Annotated in this window: 19 protein-coding genes; 10 read left to right on the top strand and 9 right to left on the bottom strand. The window is 63.4% G+C overall.

Annotation, left to right across the window (positions count from 1 at the left end):
* Positions 1-7: 7 nt before the first annotated feature.
* Both M2334_RS09145 and M2334_RS09140 read right to left on the bottom strand, forming a co-directional pair.
* Positions 8-382 (bottom strand): nuclear transport factor 2 family protein, encoded by a 375-nt coding sequence (locus M2334_RS09145; protein ID WP_264594556.1) that lies wholly within the window; start codon positions 380-382, stop codon positions 8-10.
* 12 nt (positions 383-394) lie between these two features.
* Positions 395-988: a LysE family translocator gene (locus M2334_RS09140; RefSeq protein WP_264605260.1), complete on the bottom strand. Its 594-nt coding sequence runs from the start codon at positions 986-988 to the stop codon at positions 395-397.
* A gap of 87 nt (positions 989-1,075) precedes the next feature.
* Here M2334_RS09140 and M2334_RS09135 point away from each other — a divergent pair, with 87 nt between their 5' ends.
* The gene (locus M2334_RS09135; RefSeq protein ID WP_264605259.1) at positions 1,076-2,464 is read left to right on the top strand and encodes a PLP-dependent aminotransferase family protein; all 1,389 of its coding nucleotides are present in this window, start codon (positions 1,076-1,078) and stop codon (positions 2,462-2,464) included.
* Between the two features lie 14 nt (positions 2,465-2,478).
* On the opposite strand, the gene M2334_RS09130 is transcribed toward M2334_RS09135, so the two are convergent.
* The 7 genes from M2334_RS09130 to M2334_RS09100 all read right to left on the bottom strand — a co-directional run bounded on the left by M2334_RS09130 (position 2,479) and on the right by M2334_RS09100 (position 6,543).
* Positions 2,479-3,027 (bottom strand): AAA family ATPase, encoded by a 549-nt coding sequence (locus M2334_RS09130; protein ID WP_264570206.1) that lies wholly within the window; start codon positions 3,025-3,027, stop codon positions 2,479-2,481.
* Between the two features lie 9 nt (positions 3,028-3,036).
* The gene (locus M2334_RS09125; protein WP_264605258.1) at positions 3,037-3,738 is read right to left on the bottom strand and encodes a 2OG-Fe dioxygenase family protein; all 702 of its coding nucleotides are present in this window, start codon (positions 3,736-3,738) and stop codon (positions 3,037-3,039) included.
* Between the two features lie 155 nt (positions 3,739-3,893).
* Entirely contained in the window at positions 3,894-4,379 is a 486-nt protein-coding gene (locus tag M2334_RS09120) for a DUF421 domain-containing protein (RefSeq protein WP_264605257.1), read from the bottom strand.
* A complete protein-coding gene (locus tag M2334_RS09115) occupies positions 4,379-4,891 on the bottom strand; it encodes a hypothetical protein (protein ID WP_264605256.1) in 513 nt (170 codons plus the stop codon). Before M2334_RS09115 ends, M2334_RS09120 begins: the two co-directional genes overlap by 1 nt.
* 8 nt (positions 4,892-4,899) lie before the next feature.
* Positions 4,900-5,469 (bottom strand): CinA family protein, encoded by a 570-nt coding sequence (locus M2334_RS09110; RefSeq protein WP_264570210.1) that lies wholly within the window; start codon positions 5,467-5,469, stop codon positions 4,900-4,902.
* Between the two features lie 151 nt (positions 5,470-5,620).
* Positions 5,621-5,806 (bottom strand): hypothetical protein, encoded by a 186-nt coding sequence (locus tag M2334_RS09105; RefSeq protein ID WP_181559564.1) that lies wholly within the window; start codon positions 5,804-5,806, stop codon positions 5,621-5,623.
* On the bottom strand, positions 5,803-6,543 hold the full coding sequence (locus M2334_RS09100; RefSeq protein ID WP_264570211.1) for a Crp/Fnr family transcriptional regulator: 741 nt from the start codon (positions 6,541-6,543) through the stop codon (positions 5,803-5,805). The genes M2334_RS09105 and M2334_RS09100 overlap by 4 nt, the downstream gene beginning before the upstream one ends.
* Positions 6,544-6,809: 266 nt before the next feature.
* Here M2334_RS09100 and M2334_RS09095 point away from each other — a divergent pair, with 266 nt between their 5' ends.
* From M2334_RS09095 to catB, 9 genes are all read left to right on the top strand, one after another.
* The gene (locus tag M2334_RS09095) at positions 6,810-8,897 is read left to right on the top strand and encodes a catalase (RefSeq protein ID WP_413716438.1); all 2,088 of its coding nucleotides are present in this window, start codon (positions 6,810-6,812) and stop codon (positions 8,895-8,897) included.
* A gap of 24 nt (positions 8,898-8,921) precedes the next feature.
* Positions 8,922-9,464 (top strand): hemerythrin domain-containing protein, encoded by a 543-nt coding sequence (locus M2334_RS09090; RefSeq protein ID WP_264575866.1) that lies wholly within the window; start codon positions 8,922-8,924, stop codon positions 9,462-9,464.
* 54 nt (positions 9,465-9,518) lie between these two features.
* A complete protein-coding gene (locus M2334_RS09085) occupies positions 9,519-10,094 on the top strand; it encodes an SRPBCC family protein (protein ID WP_264605255.1) in 576 nt (191 codons plus the stop codon).
* On the top strand, positions 10,094-11,284 hold the full coding sequence (locus M2334_RS09080) for a zinc-dependent alcohol dehydrogenase (RefSeq protein ID WP_181559568.1): 1,191 nt from the start codon (positions 10,094-10,096) through the stop codon (positions 11,282-11,284). The genes M2334_RS09085 and M2334_RS09080 overlap by 1 nt, the downstream gene beginning before the upstream one ends.
* A gap of 104 nt (positions 11,285-11,388) precedes the next feature.
* Complete coding sequence (locus M2334_RS09075; RefSeq protein WP_264605254.1) at positions 11,389-11,901, top strand: DUF4142 domain-containing protein; 513 nt, start codon at positions 11,389-11,391, stop codon at positions 11,899-11,901.
* An 11-nt stretch (positions 11,902-11,912) separates the two neighbouring features.
* Positions 11,913-12,695, top strand: a complete 783-nt coding sequence (locus M2334_RS09070; protein ID WP_264570215.1) for an SDR family NAD(P)-dependent oxidoreductase — start codon at positions 11,913-11,915, stop codon at positions 12,693-12,695.
* 3 nt (positions 12,696-12,698) lie between these two features.
* The gene (locus M2334_RS09065; RefSeq protein WP_181559571.1) at positions 12,699-13,007 is read left to right on the top strand and encodes a DUF3175 domain-containing protein; all 309 of its coding nucleotides are present in this window, start codon (positions 12,699-12,701) and stop codon (positions 13,005-13,007) included.
* Positions 13,000-13,212: a hypothetical protein gene (locus M2334_RS09060; RefSeq protein ID WP_181561598.1), complete on the top strand. Its 213-nt coding sequence runs from the start codon at positions 13,000-13,002 to the stop codon at positions 13,210-13,212. The genes M2334_RS09065 and M2334_RS09060 overlap by 8 nt, the downstream gene beginning before the upstream one ends.
* Before the next feature lie 226 nt (positions 13,213-13,438).
* Entirely contained in the window at positions 13,439-14,077 is a 639-nt protein-coding gene (gene catB, locus M2334_RS09055) for a type B chloramphenicol O-acetyltransferase (RefSeq protein ID WP_264605253.1), read from the top strand.
* Positions 14,078-14,099: the final 22 nt, after the last annotated feature.

Raw genomic sequence — 14,099 nt, 5'->3', positions numbered from 1 at the left:
CCTGCTATCAGTCTGTGAGATCGATGCCGAAAAAGGCCTCGCCTTCCACCTGCTTGCCATCGACGAACCGCATCGTCTCCAGCGCGCGCCGGGATCGGCCGTTCCGCTGCGCGAGATAATGCACGTCCAGCACCTGTGCCTCGATGTCGCACACCGCCGCGATCAGGGTGAAGTGCATGTCCGTCGTGGCCGCAAGCGCATCGCACCAATAAGCGCGCAACGCGGCCTTGCCCTCGATAATGCGCGAACCGGTAACCTCCCTGGCCAAGGGACTGATGAAGCGCGCGTCCTCGGCGAAGTGCGAAAGCACCGCCTCCAGATCGCGCGCGTTCCAGTTGGCGATCCACCGGGCCGCAAAGCGCATCATCTCGTCGCGGGTCATGCGCCTATCTCCCTAGATCAGAAACAGCAGGGCGGTGAGCGCCGTCATGATGGCCATGGTACGCACGAAAAGTGTCATGGCCTTGCGACTCTCGAGCAATTCGCGCGCGCCGGCGCCCATGGCCGCCCAGCCCGCGATGGAGGGCAGGCCGACCAGCGAGAAAGCCGCGATGATCACCGCAAGCTGCAGACCCAGCGGACGGTCCGGCACGGTAAAGGTGGCGATGGCAGGCACGGTGATGGCCCATGCCTTGGGATTGATGAACTGGAAGGCCGCCGCCTGCCAGAAAGTCATCGGATGCGCGCCTTCACGCCGGGCCATGCCTTCGGATTGCCAGAGTTTCACTGCAAGCCAGGCCAGATAGGCTGCGCCCACGATGCGCAGCACCCAGCGCAGGATCGGCCAGGCTTCGAAGATCGCGCCAAGGCCCAACCCGCTCAAGGCCAGCATCGCCGCACAACCGAAGTTGATGCCGAAAATATGGGGCAGCGTCCGCCGGAATCCGAACACCAGCCCGGATGAGGCGAGCATGATGTTATTGGGGCCAGGCGTGGCCGTGCAGACGAAACTGTAGAGCGCCAAAGGCGCGAGCAGGCTGGTATCCATTATGATCTCCCGCTTGCGGAAATGATCGCGATTGACCCATGTGTCAAATGTGATATTGAACCGGTTCAATCTTATTGAGGATGGCAAATGAAGGGCTGGCGGCCGGAAGTGTCGGGCGACGATGCGCCGATGTACGAGCGTCTCGTCGCCGCGCTGGAGCGCGACGTGCGCGAGGGGCGGCTCGTCCCCGGTGATCGCCTCCCGCCGCAGCGGGACCTTGCCCATCGCCTGGCGCTGAGTGTCGGGACGGTCAGCCGCGCTTATGTCGAGGCGGAACGGCGGGGCTTTATCTCCAGCCATGTCGGGCGCGGTTCCTTCGTCGCGGACCGAGCGCGGCCGCAATCGCCGGCCGAGGCGGGCGGGCCATTGGACATGGCGCGCAACATTCCGCCGCTCGCGCCTGCCGAGCGCTGGATCGGTGAAGGGTTGAGCCGTGTGCGACAGCGCGCGGATCTGGCGACAGCCGTCAATTATGCCCCGCCCGAGGGGCTTGAATCCATCCGGGAGGCCGGAGCCTCCTGGCTCCACCGTCGCCATGGCGTTCAGCGCGCCACGCGGGATCGCGTGATCCAGTGCAATGGCGGCCAACACGGCCTTGCGCTGGCCTTCTCGGCGCTGGCGCGGCCCGGCGATACGATCTTGTGCGAGGCGGCCACTTATCCCGGCATCCGGACGCTGGCCGATCATGCCGGCTATCGCCTGGGCGGTGTCGCCATGGATCAACGCGGGCTCGAACCCGAGGCACTGGCTCGGGCCGCCCGCGAGACCGGTGCGCGCGTGGTGGTGTTGATCCCGACTCTGCAGAACCCCACCACCATCACGCTCGATGCCGCGCGACGCGCAGAGATCATCGAGGTGGCGCGCGCGCAGGATCTGATGATCGTCGAGGACGATGCCTATCGCGTGTTCGCGGATCGCGACGCCCCGGAGAGTTTCGCCGATCTGGCGCCCGAGCGCACGCTGATGGTGGCCGCCGTGTCCAAGGCCGTCGCGCCGGGGCTTCGCCTCGGCTTTCTGCTGCCGCCGGAGGATGCCGGGGTTCGCGACCGATTGCTGCTCGGTGTCCGCGCCTTTGGTTATACGCCGCCGTCCTTGGGCGGTCTGGTGTTCAGCCAGTGGGAGCAGGATGGCACGGCCGATCGCATCGCCGACGAGCTGGTCGCCGAGACGGAGATGCGGACACAGCTTGCCCGCGACATTCTCGGCAAGGCCATGGCCGTGCCCGGCGCGTCGCGCAGCCTGCATGTGTGGATGCCGATGCCGATGCTCGATGCCGAGCGCCTGAGCGCCCGCGCCCTGCGTGCCGGCATTGCGCTCACCCCGCCCGATGCGCCGGCCGTCGACCCCTGTGCGCCCTCGGGCGTGCGGCTGTGCCTCGGCGCAATCCGGTCACGGGATCGTCTGGAACAGGCGCTTCACGAGGTGGTGGAGATGCTGACGCCGGCGGGCGACAGCGCCGCGCGAGGGCTGGTGTAAAGCGCGGTCGTCGGTCAGGCTGAGGCGTTGGCGCTGATCCTGCGCAGCACGAAATCCGCGCGCTCGTCCGGAGTCGTAAACGGTAGCGGCACGAGATTATATCCAAGGTCGGAATAAACCCGGGCCATGACCTCATGGGTTGCCAAGGCTTCCGACCAGTCCTGTTTGCGCTCGGTATCCTGCGCGTAAATGTCCGCCCAGGGCGGGGCGATGAAAACGTCCTTATTGTAGCGGCGCGCGCTAGCGGTTCGGTGCAAATTGTCGGGAATGGGAAGGCCGCACAGAGCACGATAACCGATGACATCCGGGATGCCTCGGTCGAAGAGGATCGGGCCCGATCGTCCCTTTGCGGCTTCATAGGACTTCACGTCGAACGCAAGCATCTTCTCCGCGAACGCCTCCCGGTCGGCCCAGGGCACGGCGCTGCCGCCTGCGGCCATCTGTTGCTGGATGATCGTGCGCCCGGCCTCGGCCATGGTCGCGATGCCGTGCCGGGCCAGCGCATCGAGCAGTGTGGTCTTGCCCGATCCGGGGCCGCCGGTGACGATGAAGAAGCGATCCACGCCGGCCGCTCAGCGCCCCGCCGCATTCGCGAAGGTCAGGACCAGCGTATCTCGCCAAGCCGGCAGATCCCCGGCCTCCGACTGGATCGGCGTGGTTCCGTGGCGCACCTGTCCATCATTGAGGAGCAGCGCCTCGCCGGCGTGCGCGAGCCGGTGTTCGATCAGGCACGCGCCTGAAACAGTTTCGACGCGGGTCTCACCGCCCGAATAATTGTTGCCGCCGACCAGCAGGATCAACACCCAGTCGCGTCCATCCTGATGCATCCCCTCAGGCGTCGGAAGGCCGGGGAGGTCGGGCAGGGCCTCAATGCGAAACTGATGGGCTTCGACCATCCATGCGTGCTCTTCGCAACCGCTGGCCTGCGAAATGCGCGCCGCAGTATTCCGCATCAGATCGCGCAATAGCGCGCTCTCGGCCTGTTCGTCCGCCACTGGTGCAAACCAGCGTTCGACGCCGCCATTCAAGGGATTGTGATCGCGATCCTGATAATGGGCGCGATGCGGCAGGCGCGCGCAGGCGTCGCCATCGATCTCAAAGGCAGCGTAGCGGCGGCGGCGATAGGTTCCGCCATCGGCCATCCACATGTCGCGGGGCAGGTCGTCCCAACTCTGCGCGAACGAGCGCCATTCGGGCCGGGCAGGGAGCGCCAAGTCGCCGGGCTGCAGCAGCAGGGCTGTGGGACGAGTCAGGGTCTCGATGCGTGGCCTCATAGTGTGAGGCCGGCGTTTGTCGCGAATGCGCATGATTGAACCAATACATTAGTTCGTTTGGTCGGCGGACCTGCTGATACAATGACGCCGGCCTGTGGGCAACCCTGCCGCGCTCGTTCAGCTTGAAAGATCGTGCGCGCAGTCAGCGGAACCGGTCAAACGGCCTTGTCATCATCATCTTCCTGCTTGGCCGGCCCATCGTCCTTCTTTGCGATGAAGCTCATTTTGCCATTGGGTTCGAGGATTGCCCAGGCGACCTCGGATATGTTGGCGATGCCCGCCAGCCGCATCTCGATTTCAACCTCGGCCCGGGTCACGCGATCGCGGCGCATGTTGGGGGTAATCAGTTCCCCATCCTTGATCAGCACGCGCGGTACGCCTTCCAGCAGCCGTTCGGCGCGTGGGGAAAGATAGGTGATCCAGCTCAGCGCCAGCGCCCAGAAGGCAATGGTGCCAATGGCGAGCGCGGCGCCGGTCATGCTGAGATCATTATGGGTGATGCCCTGCTGGACGAGATCGCCCATCACCACCAGAAGCACCAGTTCGAACGGTGTGACTTGGCTGAGCTCGCGTTTGCCCAGCAGCCGGAGCAGCATGTACATGATGAAGAACATCACGCTGGCGCGCAGGATGATATCCATCAGGGCAAGACCTTGATGTGGACGGGCAGGGCAGCGAGTTCGCGCTCCCCGTCGAGGGCGGCGATCCTGCCGCGCGTGCCGGCGAACAGCGGCGGGTTGATTTGCCCGTCGATCTTGAAGCGGAACGTCTCGCCGGGCTTTGCCTCGCCGAATGAGAACTGCCGAGAGCCGTCTTTATAGCGTTCCTCGCTTGCAGCCGGGATCATCGTGTTGATGGTCATCTCCCGCCAGAGGTCATCCGACACGGCAATAACCAGATCACCGATCGGTTTGCGCGGCGTCACCTCGACGATGGTCTCGAAGACCATGCCGTTGCGCAGCGTTTTCGGGGTTTGCACGAGGAGGGTGATGCGGTCGTTCGAGCTTTTGCGCACGGCAGGGGCCTGCCCCGCAAACAGACCGGTCAGACCGGCGCCCAAGATCACCGTGAGCAGGACCAGCGGCCAGGGATTGGCCCGCCGGCTGTTGCTCTCATGCTCTTGCGTGATGCCATCGGGTGCCGGTGTCGCCATGGGCGGCCTCACGCGGCCCGCTGCGGATCGGCGGCCACCTCGGCGAGCATCTCGCTCAACATGGCAAGCGCAACGCGCAGGCATTCGATCCTGGTCGCGCCGCGCCCGATGTCGCCGAAGTGATGGACGCTGTGGCGCGTCTCCGCCCGATGCGCGGCGCAGGCGAAATGGACCAGCCCCGGCTCATCGTCGGAGGAACCGGGGCCGGCAAAGCCGGTGATCGCAATCGCCAGTCGCGCTTTGGATCGGCGCAAGGCCCCTTCAGCCATCGCGCGCGCGACGGGTTCGCTCACCGCGCCGTAATCCTCGACAAGCTTATGGCTGAGCCCGAGCAGATCGCATTTGGCATCCTTGCTGTAGACGACGAAGCCCCGGTCAAAGGCGTTGCTGGTCCCCTCGATATCGGTCAGCAGCGATGCGAGCAGGCCCCCGGTGCAACTTTCTGCGGTGGCGATCCCGATCGCCGCCTGCCTGGCGGTTTCGAGCACGGCCATGGCTGCCGCAATGATGTCATCGGGTAGTGCCGGGGATAGGGTCTCGGCATAAGCTTCTGAGGGTTTCTCCTGCGGAAACATCATCTCTCGACCTGTTATCCTCATCGCTGGAGAGAAACTTCCATCCGTTCGACATCGTTCCCGGCGCCGGGGGGCTCCGCGAAGAGGCGACCGGCGGTCGCCCCGTCCCTTGACCGTTCCAGTCCAAGCTTGCGTTGCATCTGAGACCGCGCAGTTATTTGGTCTTCTGATGCCTTTGCGCTTCCTCGCCGGCTTCGATCAGGCTCTCGCCCGTGGCAACGGCTGCGTCCGCCGTCATGGTTACAGCGATCCCGCCCGGGCCCTCGAGGATGACATGATCCTCCTCAGCCGTGGCGACGCCGGGTTCGGCATAGGGCTCGATTGGGGAGTGGACAGTCATGCTGGTCCTCCTTGCTGGATATCTGCGCAGGGGGCGAGATACAGATAATCTGATGAAAAATTGCCCCGGCGGGCCAGACCGGCATAATCGTTGATCTGGACCAGTGAGGCGTGCCTCTCGCACAGTCCGGCTTCTCTTAATTGGCGGAGCACCCGATTGGTGTGAACGGTGGTCAGGCCGCAAATCTCGGCAATGTCGCCCTGCGTCAGGGTCAGCACGAAGCGATGTCCGTCCGATAATCCCACTGCATAGAGTCGGGCATTCATCTCGCACAGGAAATGGGCGACACGCCCGACCGCGTCGAGCCTCCCGACCCGGAACAACCAAGCACGATGAAGGGCGGCATCGATCAGCGTCGAAAACCACAGCTTGCGCGCCAGATCGGGCCGGGGGTCGAGTACTTCCCTCAAGGCTTTGTGCGGCACGATGGCGATGCTCGCGGTTGTGAGCGTGCCGATAGCATGGTCCAGCTCCCGCATGGGATAAGCATGGAGATCAACGAATTCGCCAGGCACATGGATGGCGACGAGTTGCCGCAAGCCTTTGCGATCATCGATATAGCGCGACATGATCCCTTCGACCAGGAAGCTGCTGACATCCACAATCTGACCCGCGTCGACAATCGTCGTGCGGGGCTCAAAGGTGCGAACCTCGAGAATCGTGTCTTCGAGCGCGGCTCGTTCTTCCGGCGTCAGGGCCACGCCGCGGCGGTTTGCAAGGAGGCGATCCATCAACATCGAGTGGCTAACGGATAAGCCGCGCTGGCGATCCAGCCCCGATCGGCTTTCACTATGATCAATGTTAATTCCTAGCCTTAACAGGCAACTGTCATCCGGACGGCGTGTTGGTGAAGCACGAGACGAACTCGTTCACATCCCAGCAATGACAAGGAACCGCGATGGCGAAACAGGCAACGCGTGCGGCGAAAGGCCGTGCGCCTATGAAATCCGATCAGCAGCGGTCATCGGCAAACAGCCCTTCTGCAGATGCCGCCTTTGAGGACATGCCTGTTTTTGAAGGTCCGATGGGCGAGGGTGGCGAAACGCGGCAGACCGCTGGCGGTGATGTCGCGACGCTGACGACCGCGCAGGGCGTTCCCGTTTCCGATGACCAGAACAGCCTCAAGCAGGGCGCGCGCGGCCCCGCGCTGCTGGAAGACTTCCATTTTCGCGAGAAGATGTTCCACTTCGATCATGAGCGTATCCCGGAGCGCGTGGTTCATGCGCGCGGTTATGGCGCCCATGGCTTTTTCGAGCTGACAGACAGCCTGTCCGACATCACCCGTGCCGATCTCTTCCAGCGGGTAGGCGAGCGGACCGAGGCCTTCGTTCGCTTCTCGACCGTGGCCGGGTCCAAGGGCTCGTTCGATCTCGCGCGCGATGTGCGCGGCTTTGCGGTGAAGCTCTACACCAAGGAGGGCAATTGGGACCTCGTTGGCAACAATATCCCGGTCTTCTTCATCCAGGACGCGATGAAGTTTCCCGACCTGATCCATGCCGCCAAGCCCGAGCCGGATCGCGCCTTTCCGCAGGCCCAGACGGCGCATGACAACTTCTGGGACTTCATCAGCCTGACGCCGGAATCGATGCACATGGTCATGTGGATCATGTCCGACCGGACGATCCCGCGCTCCTTCCGCTTTATGGAGGGCTTTGGCGTCCATACCTTCCGGCTGGTCGACGCAGACGGAAAGTCGACGTTCGTCAAGTTCCACTGGAAGCCCAAGCTGGGCCTTCAGTCGGTGGCCTGGAACGAAGCGGTCAAGATCAACGGCGCCGACCCCGACTTCCACCGGCGGGACCTCTGGGCCGCCATTGAAGCCGGCGATTTTCCCGAATGGGAACTGGGTCTCCAGCTCTTCGATCAGGAATTCGCCGACAGCTTCGATTTTGATGTGCTCGATGCCACCAAGATCATTCCCGAGGAACTGGTGCCGATCCGCGTCGTGGGTCGTCTGGTGCTCGATCGTCTGGTCGATAATTTCTTCGCCGAGACCGAGCAGGTCGCCTTCTGCACCCAAAATGTCGTGCCGGGCATCGACTTCAGCAACGACCCGCTGTTGCAGGGGCGCAATTTCTCCTATCTGGATACGCAGCTCAAGCGCCTCGGCTCGCCCAATTTCACGCATCTGCCGATTAATGCACCGCGCTGCCCGTTCGCGCATTTCCAGCAGGATGGGCATATGGCGATGCGCAATCCCGTCGGTCGCGCCAATTATGAGCCCAATAGCTGGGGCGCGGAAATCGGCGGTCCGCGTGAGGACCCGCAGCGCGGCTTCAAGAGCTTCGCGGAGCCGGCCGACGGCGACAAGTTGCGCATCCGGCCGGAAAGCTTTGCCGATCATTATAGCCAGGCCACGCAGTTCTACGCGAGCCAGACGTTGATCGAGCAAAAGCATATCGGCGATGCTTTGGTGTTCGAGCTCTCCCGCGTGGAGCGGCCGGACATCCGGTCGCGCATGGTTTCGCATCTGCTGAACATCGATGCGGACCTCGCGGCGACCGTCGCAAACGGGCTGGGGCTGGCCATGCCGCAGGCGGCGACCACGGCGGTACAGCCGCGGACCGATCTGGCGCCGTCCGATGCGCTGAGCATCATCAAGCGTGGGCCGCAGAGCTTTGCCGGCCGCAAGCTCGGCCTGTTGGTGACCGACGGCGCCGATGCGACGCTTGTCCAGGCGATCATCAATGCGGTCGATGAAGCCGGTGCGATGATCGAGTTCATTGCCCCCAAGATCGGCGGGGTCACATTGTCAGACGGTAAGATCCTTGGCGCCCACTACAAGGTGGATGGCGGGCCTTCGGTCCTGTTCGATGCCGTCGCGGTCGTCGCCTCGGCGGAGGGCGGGCAGTTGCTCGCGCTCGATGCCACGGCGAAGGACTTCGTGACGGACGCTTTTGCCCACTGCAAGTTCATGGGCCTGAGCAAGGAAGCAGAGCCGCTGCTGACCAAGGCCGGTCTGATGCCCGACCTCGATGAAGGCTGCTTCGCCCTCAAGAGCAAATCCGATGCGACGGCATTCGTCGCGGCGCTGGCGCCGCTGCGGTTCTGGGCACGCGAGCCGCTCGTCGATCTCGATGCCGTTGCCTGAGTTCCTTCGAAAAGGAGATTAATCATGTCCATCATCGATAAGGTCATCGCCGCTGTCACCCCGCCCGAAAGCGAGGAGGCGCGGGCCGAGGCCCGGGCCAAGGCCGAGGAGCTTGCGACGCGCGGCAGCTGGCTCGCGCATATTCTCGATCATCATCGGCAGATCGAGGCTCTGTTCGCAGCCGTGAAGGCCGCAACCACGGCCGAGACGCGTCGCGATGCGCAGGAGCGGTTGGCGCTGCTCCTCACGGGCCATTCCATCGCGGAGGAAGCGGCGATCTATCCCGCGCTGGCCGCGGACAAGCAGGTCGGCCATGCCGAGCTTGCCTATCAGGAACAATCCGCCGCCAAGATGGAGATGGGTCTGCTGGAACGGCTGGACCCGATGAGCCAGGATTATCTCGACAAGCTCGAGCATATCCGCGGCGCGGTTGCCCATCACATCTATTCCGAGGAGGGAACCTGGTTCCCAAAGCTGATGGAGGACGTCTCGTCCAGCGAGCAGGCGATGATCACCCGCCGCTATTCTGAGGAGTTCGTCCGATATGTGGGCAACGGTCCCAGCTGAGACGCGTTGACTGATCATACGCTCACTGAGCCAACCCGCGACAGGAGAAGTAGAATGCCCGATGCGCGCGACGACGCACCGCTGACGACCTCCAAAGATCGCCACGTGGTCGATGAGGCCGCGGCGACCCTGGTCGAACCCAAAGGCGACAGTCTGGTCGGCCGCTCCGTGACGATCAATCGCCCCCGTGCGGAGCTTTACGCCTATTGGCGCGACTTCACCCGGCTGCCGACCTTCATGGACAATGTCGTGCGGGTCGACATGATCGATGATGTGACCAGCCATTGGGTGGTGAAGGCGCCTGGCGGCCGGACCGTCGAGTGGGATGCAGTGATCACCGAGGAACAGCCGGACGCGTTCATCGCATGGGCCTCGACCGAGGGTGCCGACGTGCCGAACAGCGGTCGAATCGATTTTCGCGATGCAGGCGCGCGCGGCACCGTGGTCACGGCGACGATCCTCTACGATCCGCCCGCAGGATTCATCGGCAAGGTCATCGCCAAGATGTTCCAGCGCGAGCCGGCCATTCAGGCCCGGCGCGACCTGCGGCGCTTCAAGCAACTCATGGAAACCGGCGAGATCGCCACGTCGGCGTGGACGCACAAGCAACTGGAAGAGGAGACGGCCTGATGCGCGCGCTCACCTGGCACGGCAAGCATGATGTCCGCGTGGACACCGTGGACGATCCGGAAATCATCAATCCGCGCGATGCGATCATCAAGGTCACATCCACCGCAATCTGCGGTTCGGACCTGCACCTTTATGATGGCTACATCCCCACGATGAAGTCCGGTGACATTCTCGGCCATGAGTTCATGGGTGAGGTGGTCGAGACTGGCCCCGGCTCGACGCTCCAAAAGGGGCAGCGGGTGGTGGTGCCGTTCACCATTGCCTGCGGGAGCTGCTACCATTGCGGCAAGCACCAATATTCCGCCTGCGACAATTCCAACCCGGCCGACAATCAGGATATCGCCCAGACGCTCTACGGCCAGCCGATGAGCGGTCTGTTCGGCTATAGCCACATGACGGGGGGCTATGCCGGCGGGCAGGCGGAATATGTCCGCGTGCCGTTCAGCGACGTTGGCCCGATCGTCATTCCCGACGGGATCGACGACGACAAGGTGCTGTTCCTGTCCGACATTCTGCCGACAGGCTGGCAAGCCGCAGAGTTCGCGCAGATCGAGCCCGGCGATACGGTCGCGGTCTGGGGTTGCGGGCCGGTCGGGCTATTCTGCGTGCAGGCGGCCTTCCTGATGGGCGCCGAGCGGGTGATCGCCATCGACCATTTCCCCCGCCGCCTTGAGCTGGCGGCGAAGTTCGGCGCGGAAACCATCAACTTCGAAGAGAGCAAGACCTACGAGGCGCTGATGGAGATGACCGGCGGCATTGGCCCCGACGCCTGTATCGACGCAGTCGGCCTGGAGGCGCACGGTCTTTTCGCCGACAATGTCTGGGACCAGATCAAGGTCTCCACCTTCACCGGCACTGACCGCACCCATTCGATCCGTCAGGCGATCATTGCCTGCCGCAAGGGTGGCCGCGTGTCGATGCCGGCGGTTTATGGCGGCTTCGTCGACAAGTTTCCGCTCGGCGCCTTCATGGAGAAGGGGCTGACGCTCAAGACCGGCCAGACCCATGTGCAGCATTATCTGCCGGGCCTGTTGAATGCGATCATGGAGGGGAAGATCGATACCACCTTCCTCATCAGCCACCGCATGCCGCTGAGCGAAGCCCCGCAGGGCTACAAGATGTTCCACGATCACCAGAACGAAGTGACCAAGGTGGTGCTGAAACCGGGGCTCGACCGGGTCGCCGCATGACTCATGCAAGGAGACGGATGATGAAACTCTATTTTGCGATACCGTTGGCGGCCAGTGTACTGGCTGGGTGCAGCCAGGGCGGCACACCGGCGAATGATACAGCCATGACCAACAACGACATGGCCATGACGGGCAATGCCACGAACATGTCCGTGGGCGCGCCGCCACCGGGCGAGATGTCCGCCACGCCCACCGATGCGACGGGCTACCTCGCCAAGGCAGGCGCTGGCGACCTGTTCGAGATCGAATCGTCCCGCGCCATCCTCGCGAAAAATCCGGACAAGCCGATTGCCGATTTCGCAAACATGATGGTCGATGCGCATGGCCAATCCACCGCCAAGCTCAAGGCAGCGGCTGAGAAGGCCGGACTCACCGCCACGCCGCCGGCGCTTGACGCCAACCAGCAAGCCAAGCTGGATGCCATCAAGGCTGCAGAGGGCACCGCCGCCACCACGGCCTATCTGACGGCCCAACGCGAAGCCCATGCAGCGGCGCTTGCGCTCCATCAGGGTTACGCCGCCAACGGCGACACGCCGGCGCTCAAGGCAGCTGCGGGCGAGATCGCTCCGGTCGTCCAGAAGCATATCGACATGCTGGCAAAGATGCCGGGCGCATAAGGAGGCATGGGATGGGCGAGAAATTCGCAATCGTCACGGGCGCGTCTACCGGCATCGGTTTCGAACTCGCCCATCTCATCGCGCAGGATGGCTATGACCTGCTCGTCGTCGCTGACGAGCCGCTGATCGACGCGGCCGCGCAGGACTTCAGGCGCCATGGCGGCGACGTGCGATCGCTTGAGGCCGATCTCTCCACGCTCGACGGCGTGGATCGGCTTCTGGCCGCAGCGGAAGGCCGGAGGATCGAAGTGCTTTGCGCCAATGCCGGGGTCGGCACGGGCGGACCCTTTCTGGAGCAGGATGTCGCCATGTGGCGACGGTCTGTCGACACCAATGTCACCGGCACCGTCTATCTTCTGCAGAAGGTGCTGGCCGACATGGTCGCGCGCAATGACGGCAAGATTCTCGTCACCGGCTCCATCGCGGGCTACATCCCGGGCACCTTCAATGCCGTGTACAACGCGACCAAGGCGTTCATCGACAATTTCACCGAAGCGCTGCGCAACGAGATCAAGGAGGCCGAGGGCGTTACCCTCACCACATTGATGCCCGGCCCCACGGACACCGAGTTCTTCGAGCGCGCCGGTCTGCTGGATACGCAGGTGGGCCAGCAGGACAAGGCCGATCCCGCCAAAGTCGCACGCGATGGCTGGAAGGCGCTGCTGGATGGCAAGGGGCATATCGTCTCGGGCCTCTCCAACAAGCTGCAGGTCGCCGCCGCCGGCGTCGTGCCACAGGCGATGCTCGCCGAGCAGCATCGCAAGCTGGCTGAGCCCGGCAGCGGAAAGGACTGAGCCATGGCCGACAAGAAATGGTCTCAGGATGTGACCGAACATTCGGACGCGCTCGATCTGGACGAGGGCGTCTTCAAGCAGGACGATCCGGCGAAGATCGCAGCCTCGCTCAAGCGCTCGGCGGAGCATAGCAAGCGGCGCAAGGGCACCGCGCTCCAGTCCGCGATGAGCATGCTCACCTTTTACATCAACCGCGCAGGCGACAATCTCGGCAAGGAGCAACGCCAGATCCTTGAGAAAGCCAAGGATGAGCTGCGCGAGGCTTTTGGCAAGGAGCCAAAGACTGCTGGAAAGGAGCAAGCCCATGGATAAGGATCGCGAGGCGAAGGCCAATCCTCCCAAGGACAAGGGCGAGAAGGGCAATCCAACCGAGATGCCCCGTGGTCCCATGGGCGATGCCCGGCCGGACGCTGCCGAGAATGACAATCGCACCGGCGGTGGTCAGTCTCAGGAGAAGGTGGAAGACCGCCCGATGGTCGGCTCGGTCAAGCCAGAGGATTATCCCGAGCAGCAATAGTATGTTGCGGGAGGGCGAATACATCGCCTGACTTGGCATGCTGAAGCATTTGCGTCATCATCGCGGGATGAAGATCGCACCGTGTACCATCTGCATCGTGCTTCCGCGTCACTGACGTGAGAAGCTGATGGCGGGCGATCCAGTGATTGCCCGAGCACGTTGTCTTGCGCCAGCGGCCGTCTCAAGGCCCCGAAGCTGGCGATCAAATCTTCAGGCCAGACCAACCATGCACAATGTTTTTGAAAGCCCCTTCAAGGGCATCACGCTCGATCGTCTTGTCACGCATCCCAACATCCGAGTCGGACGCTACAGCTATTATTCCGGCTATTATCATGGCCATGGTTTCCACGATTGCGCCCGCTACCTGTTGCCCGATGAAGGCGCAGACAAACTCATCATGGGCTCGTTCTGCTCTATCGGGTCGGGCGCTTCCTTCATCATGGCGGGCAATCAGGGCCATCGCAGCGACTGGATCAGCACCTTCCCCTTCTTCTGGATGCCGGACGTGCCGGCATTTGCCGGTGCGGACAATGGCTATCGGCCGGCAGGCGATACGGTCATCGGTCATGACGTGTGGATCGGGTCGGAAGCGGTGATCCTGCCCGGCATCAGGATCGGGCATGGCGCGATCATCGGCACGCGCAGCGTCGTGAGGAAGGACGTCGCCCCCTATGCCATCGTCGGCGGCAACCCCGCCAAGCTGATCCGGCAGCGCTTCGCCGACGCGGACGTCGCCCGGCTGCTTGAGCTGTGCTGGTGGGATTGGAGCGATGACGACTTGCAACGCGCCATGCCCATCCTGACCAGCGGCGATATCCCGGCTCTCTACGAACATTGGCGAACGAACATCGCTGCCGACAGATAAGGGAGAAGCCTCGAGGCCGCGC

It is taken from the genome of Sphingobium sp. B11D3D, assembly GCF_025961755.1.
In the GTDB taxonomy this organism is placed as follows: Bacteria; Pseudomonadota; Alphaproteobacteria; order Sphingomonadales; family Sphingomonadaceae; genus Sphingobium.
Note: the sequence above shows the minus strand (reverse complement) of the source record. Positions and strands in the feature narration are given on the sequence as shown.

Excerpts from the sequence above, each read along its gene's own strand:
- M2334_RS09145 (WP_264594556.1), bottom strand. The coding sequence starts at position 382 with ATGACCCGCGACGAGATGATGCGCTTTGCGGCCCGGTGGATCGCCAAC.
- M2334_RS09140 (WP_264605260.1), bottom strand. The coding sequence starts at position 988 with ATGGATACCAGCCTGCTCGCGCCTTTGGCGCTCTACAGTTTCGTCTGC.
- M2334_RS09135 (WP_264605259.1), top strand. The coding sequence starts at position 1,076 with ATGAAGGGCTGGCGGCCGGAAGTGTCGGGCGACGATGCGCCGATGTAC.
- M2334_RS09125 (WP_264605258.1), bottom strand. The coding sequence starts at position 3,738 with ATGAGGCCACGCATCGAGACCCTGACTCGTCCCACAGCCCTGCTGCTG.
- M2334_RS09120 (WP_264605257.1), bottom strand. The coding sequence starts at position 4,379 with ATGGATATCATCCTGCGCGCCAGCGTGATGTTCTTCATCATGTACATG.
- M2334_RS09115 (WP_264605256.1), bottom strand. The coding sequence starts at position 4,891 with ATGGCGACACCGGCACCCGATGGCATCACGCAAGAGCATGAGAGCAAC.
- M2334_RS09110 (WP_264570210.1), bottom strand. The coding sequence starts at position 5,469 with ATGATGTTTCCGCAGGAGAAACCCTCAGAAGCTTATGCCGAGACCCTA.
- M2334_RS09105 (WP_181559564.1), bottom strand. The coding sequence starts at position 5,806 with ATGACTGTCCACTCCCCAATCGAGCCCTATGCCGAACCCGGCGTCGCC.
- M2334_RS09100 (WP_264570211.1), bottom strand. The coding sequence starts at position 6,543 with ATGTTGATGGATCGCCTCCTTGCAAACCGCCGCGGCGTGGCCCTGACG.
- M2334_RS09095 (WP_413716438.1), top strand. The coding sequence starts at position 6,810 with ATGCCTGTTTTTGAAGGTCCGATGGGCGAGGGTGGCGAAACGCGGCAG.
- M2334_RS09090 (WP_264575866.1), top strand. The coding sequence starts at position 8,922 with ATGTCCATCATCGATAAGGTCATCGCCGCTGTCACCCCGCCCGAAAGC.
- M2334_RS09085 (WP_264605255.1), top strand. The coding sequence starts at position 9,519 with ATGCCCGATGCGCGCGACGACGCACCGCTGACGACCTCCAAAGATCGC.
- M2334_RS09080 (WP_181559568.1), top strand. The coding sequence starts at position 10,094 with ATGCGCGCGCTCACCTGGCACGGCAAGCATGATGTCCGCGTGGACACC.
- M2334_RS09075 (WP_264605254.1), top strand. The coding sequence starts at position 11,389 with ATGACCAACAACGACATGGCCATGACGGGCAATGCCACGAACATGTCC.
- M2334_RS09070 (WP_264570215.1), top strand. The coding sequence starts at position 11,913 with ATGGGCGAGAAATTCGCAATCGTCACGGGCGCGTCTACCGGCATCGGT.
- M2334_RS09065 (WP_181559571.1), top strand. The coding sequence starts at position 12,699 with ATGGCCGACAAGAAATGGTCTCAGGATGTGACCGAACATTCGGACGCG.
- M2334_RS09060 (WP_181561598.1), top strand. The coding sequence starts at position 13,000 with ATGGATAAGGATCGCGAGGCGAAGGCCAATCCTCCCAAGGACAAGGGC.
- catB (WP_264605253.1), top strand. The coding sequence starts at position 13,439 with ATGCACAATGTTTTTGAAAGCCCCTTCAAGGGCATCACGCTCGATCGT.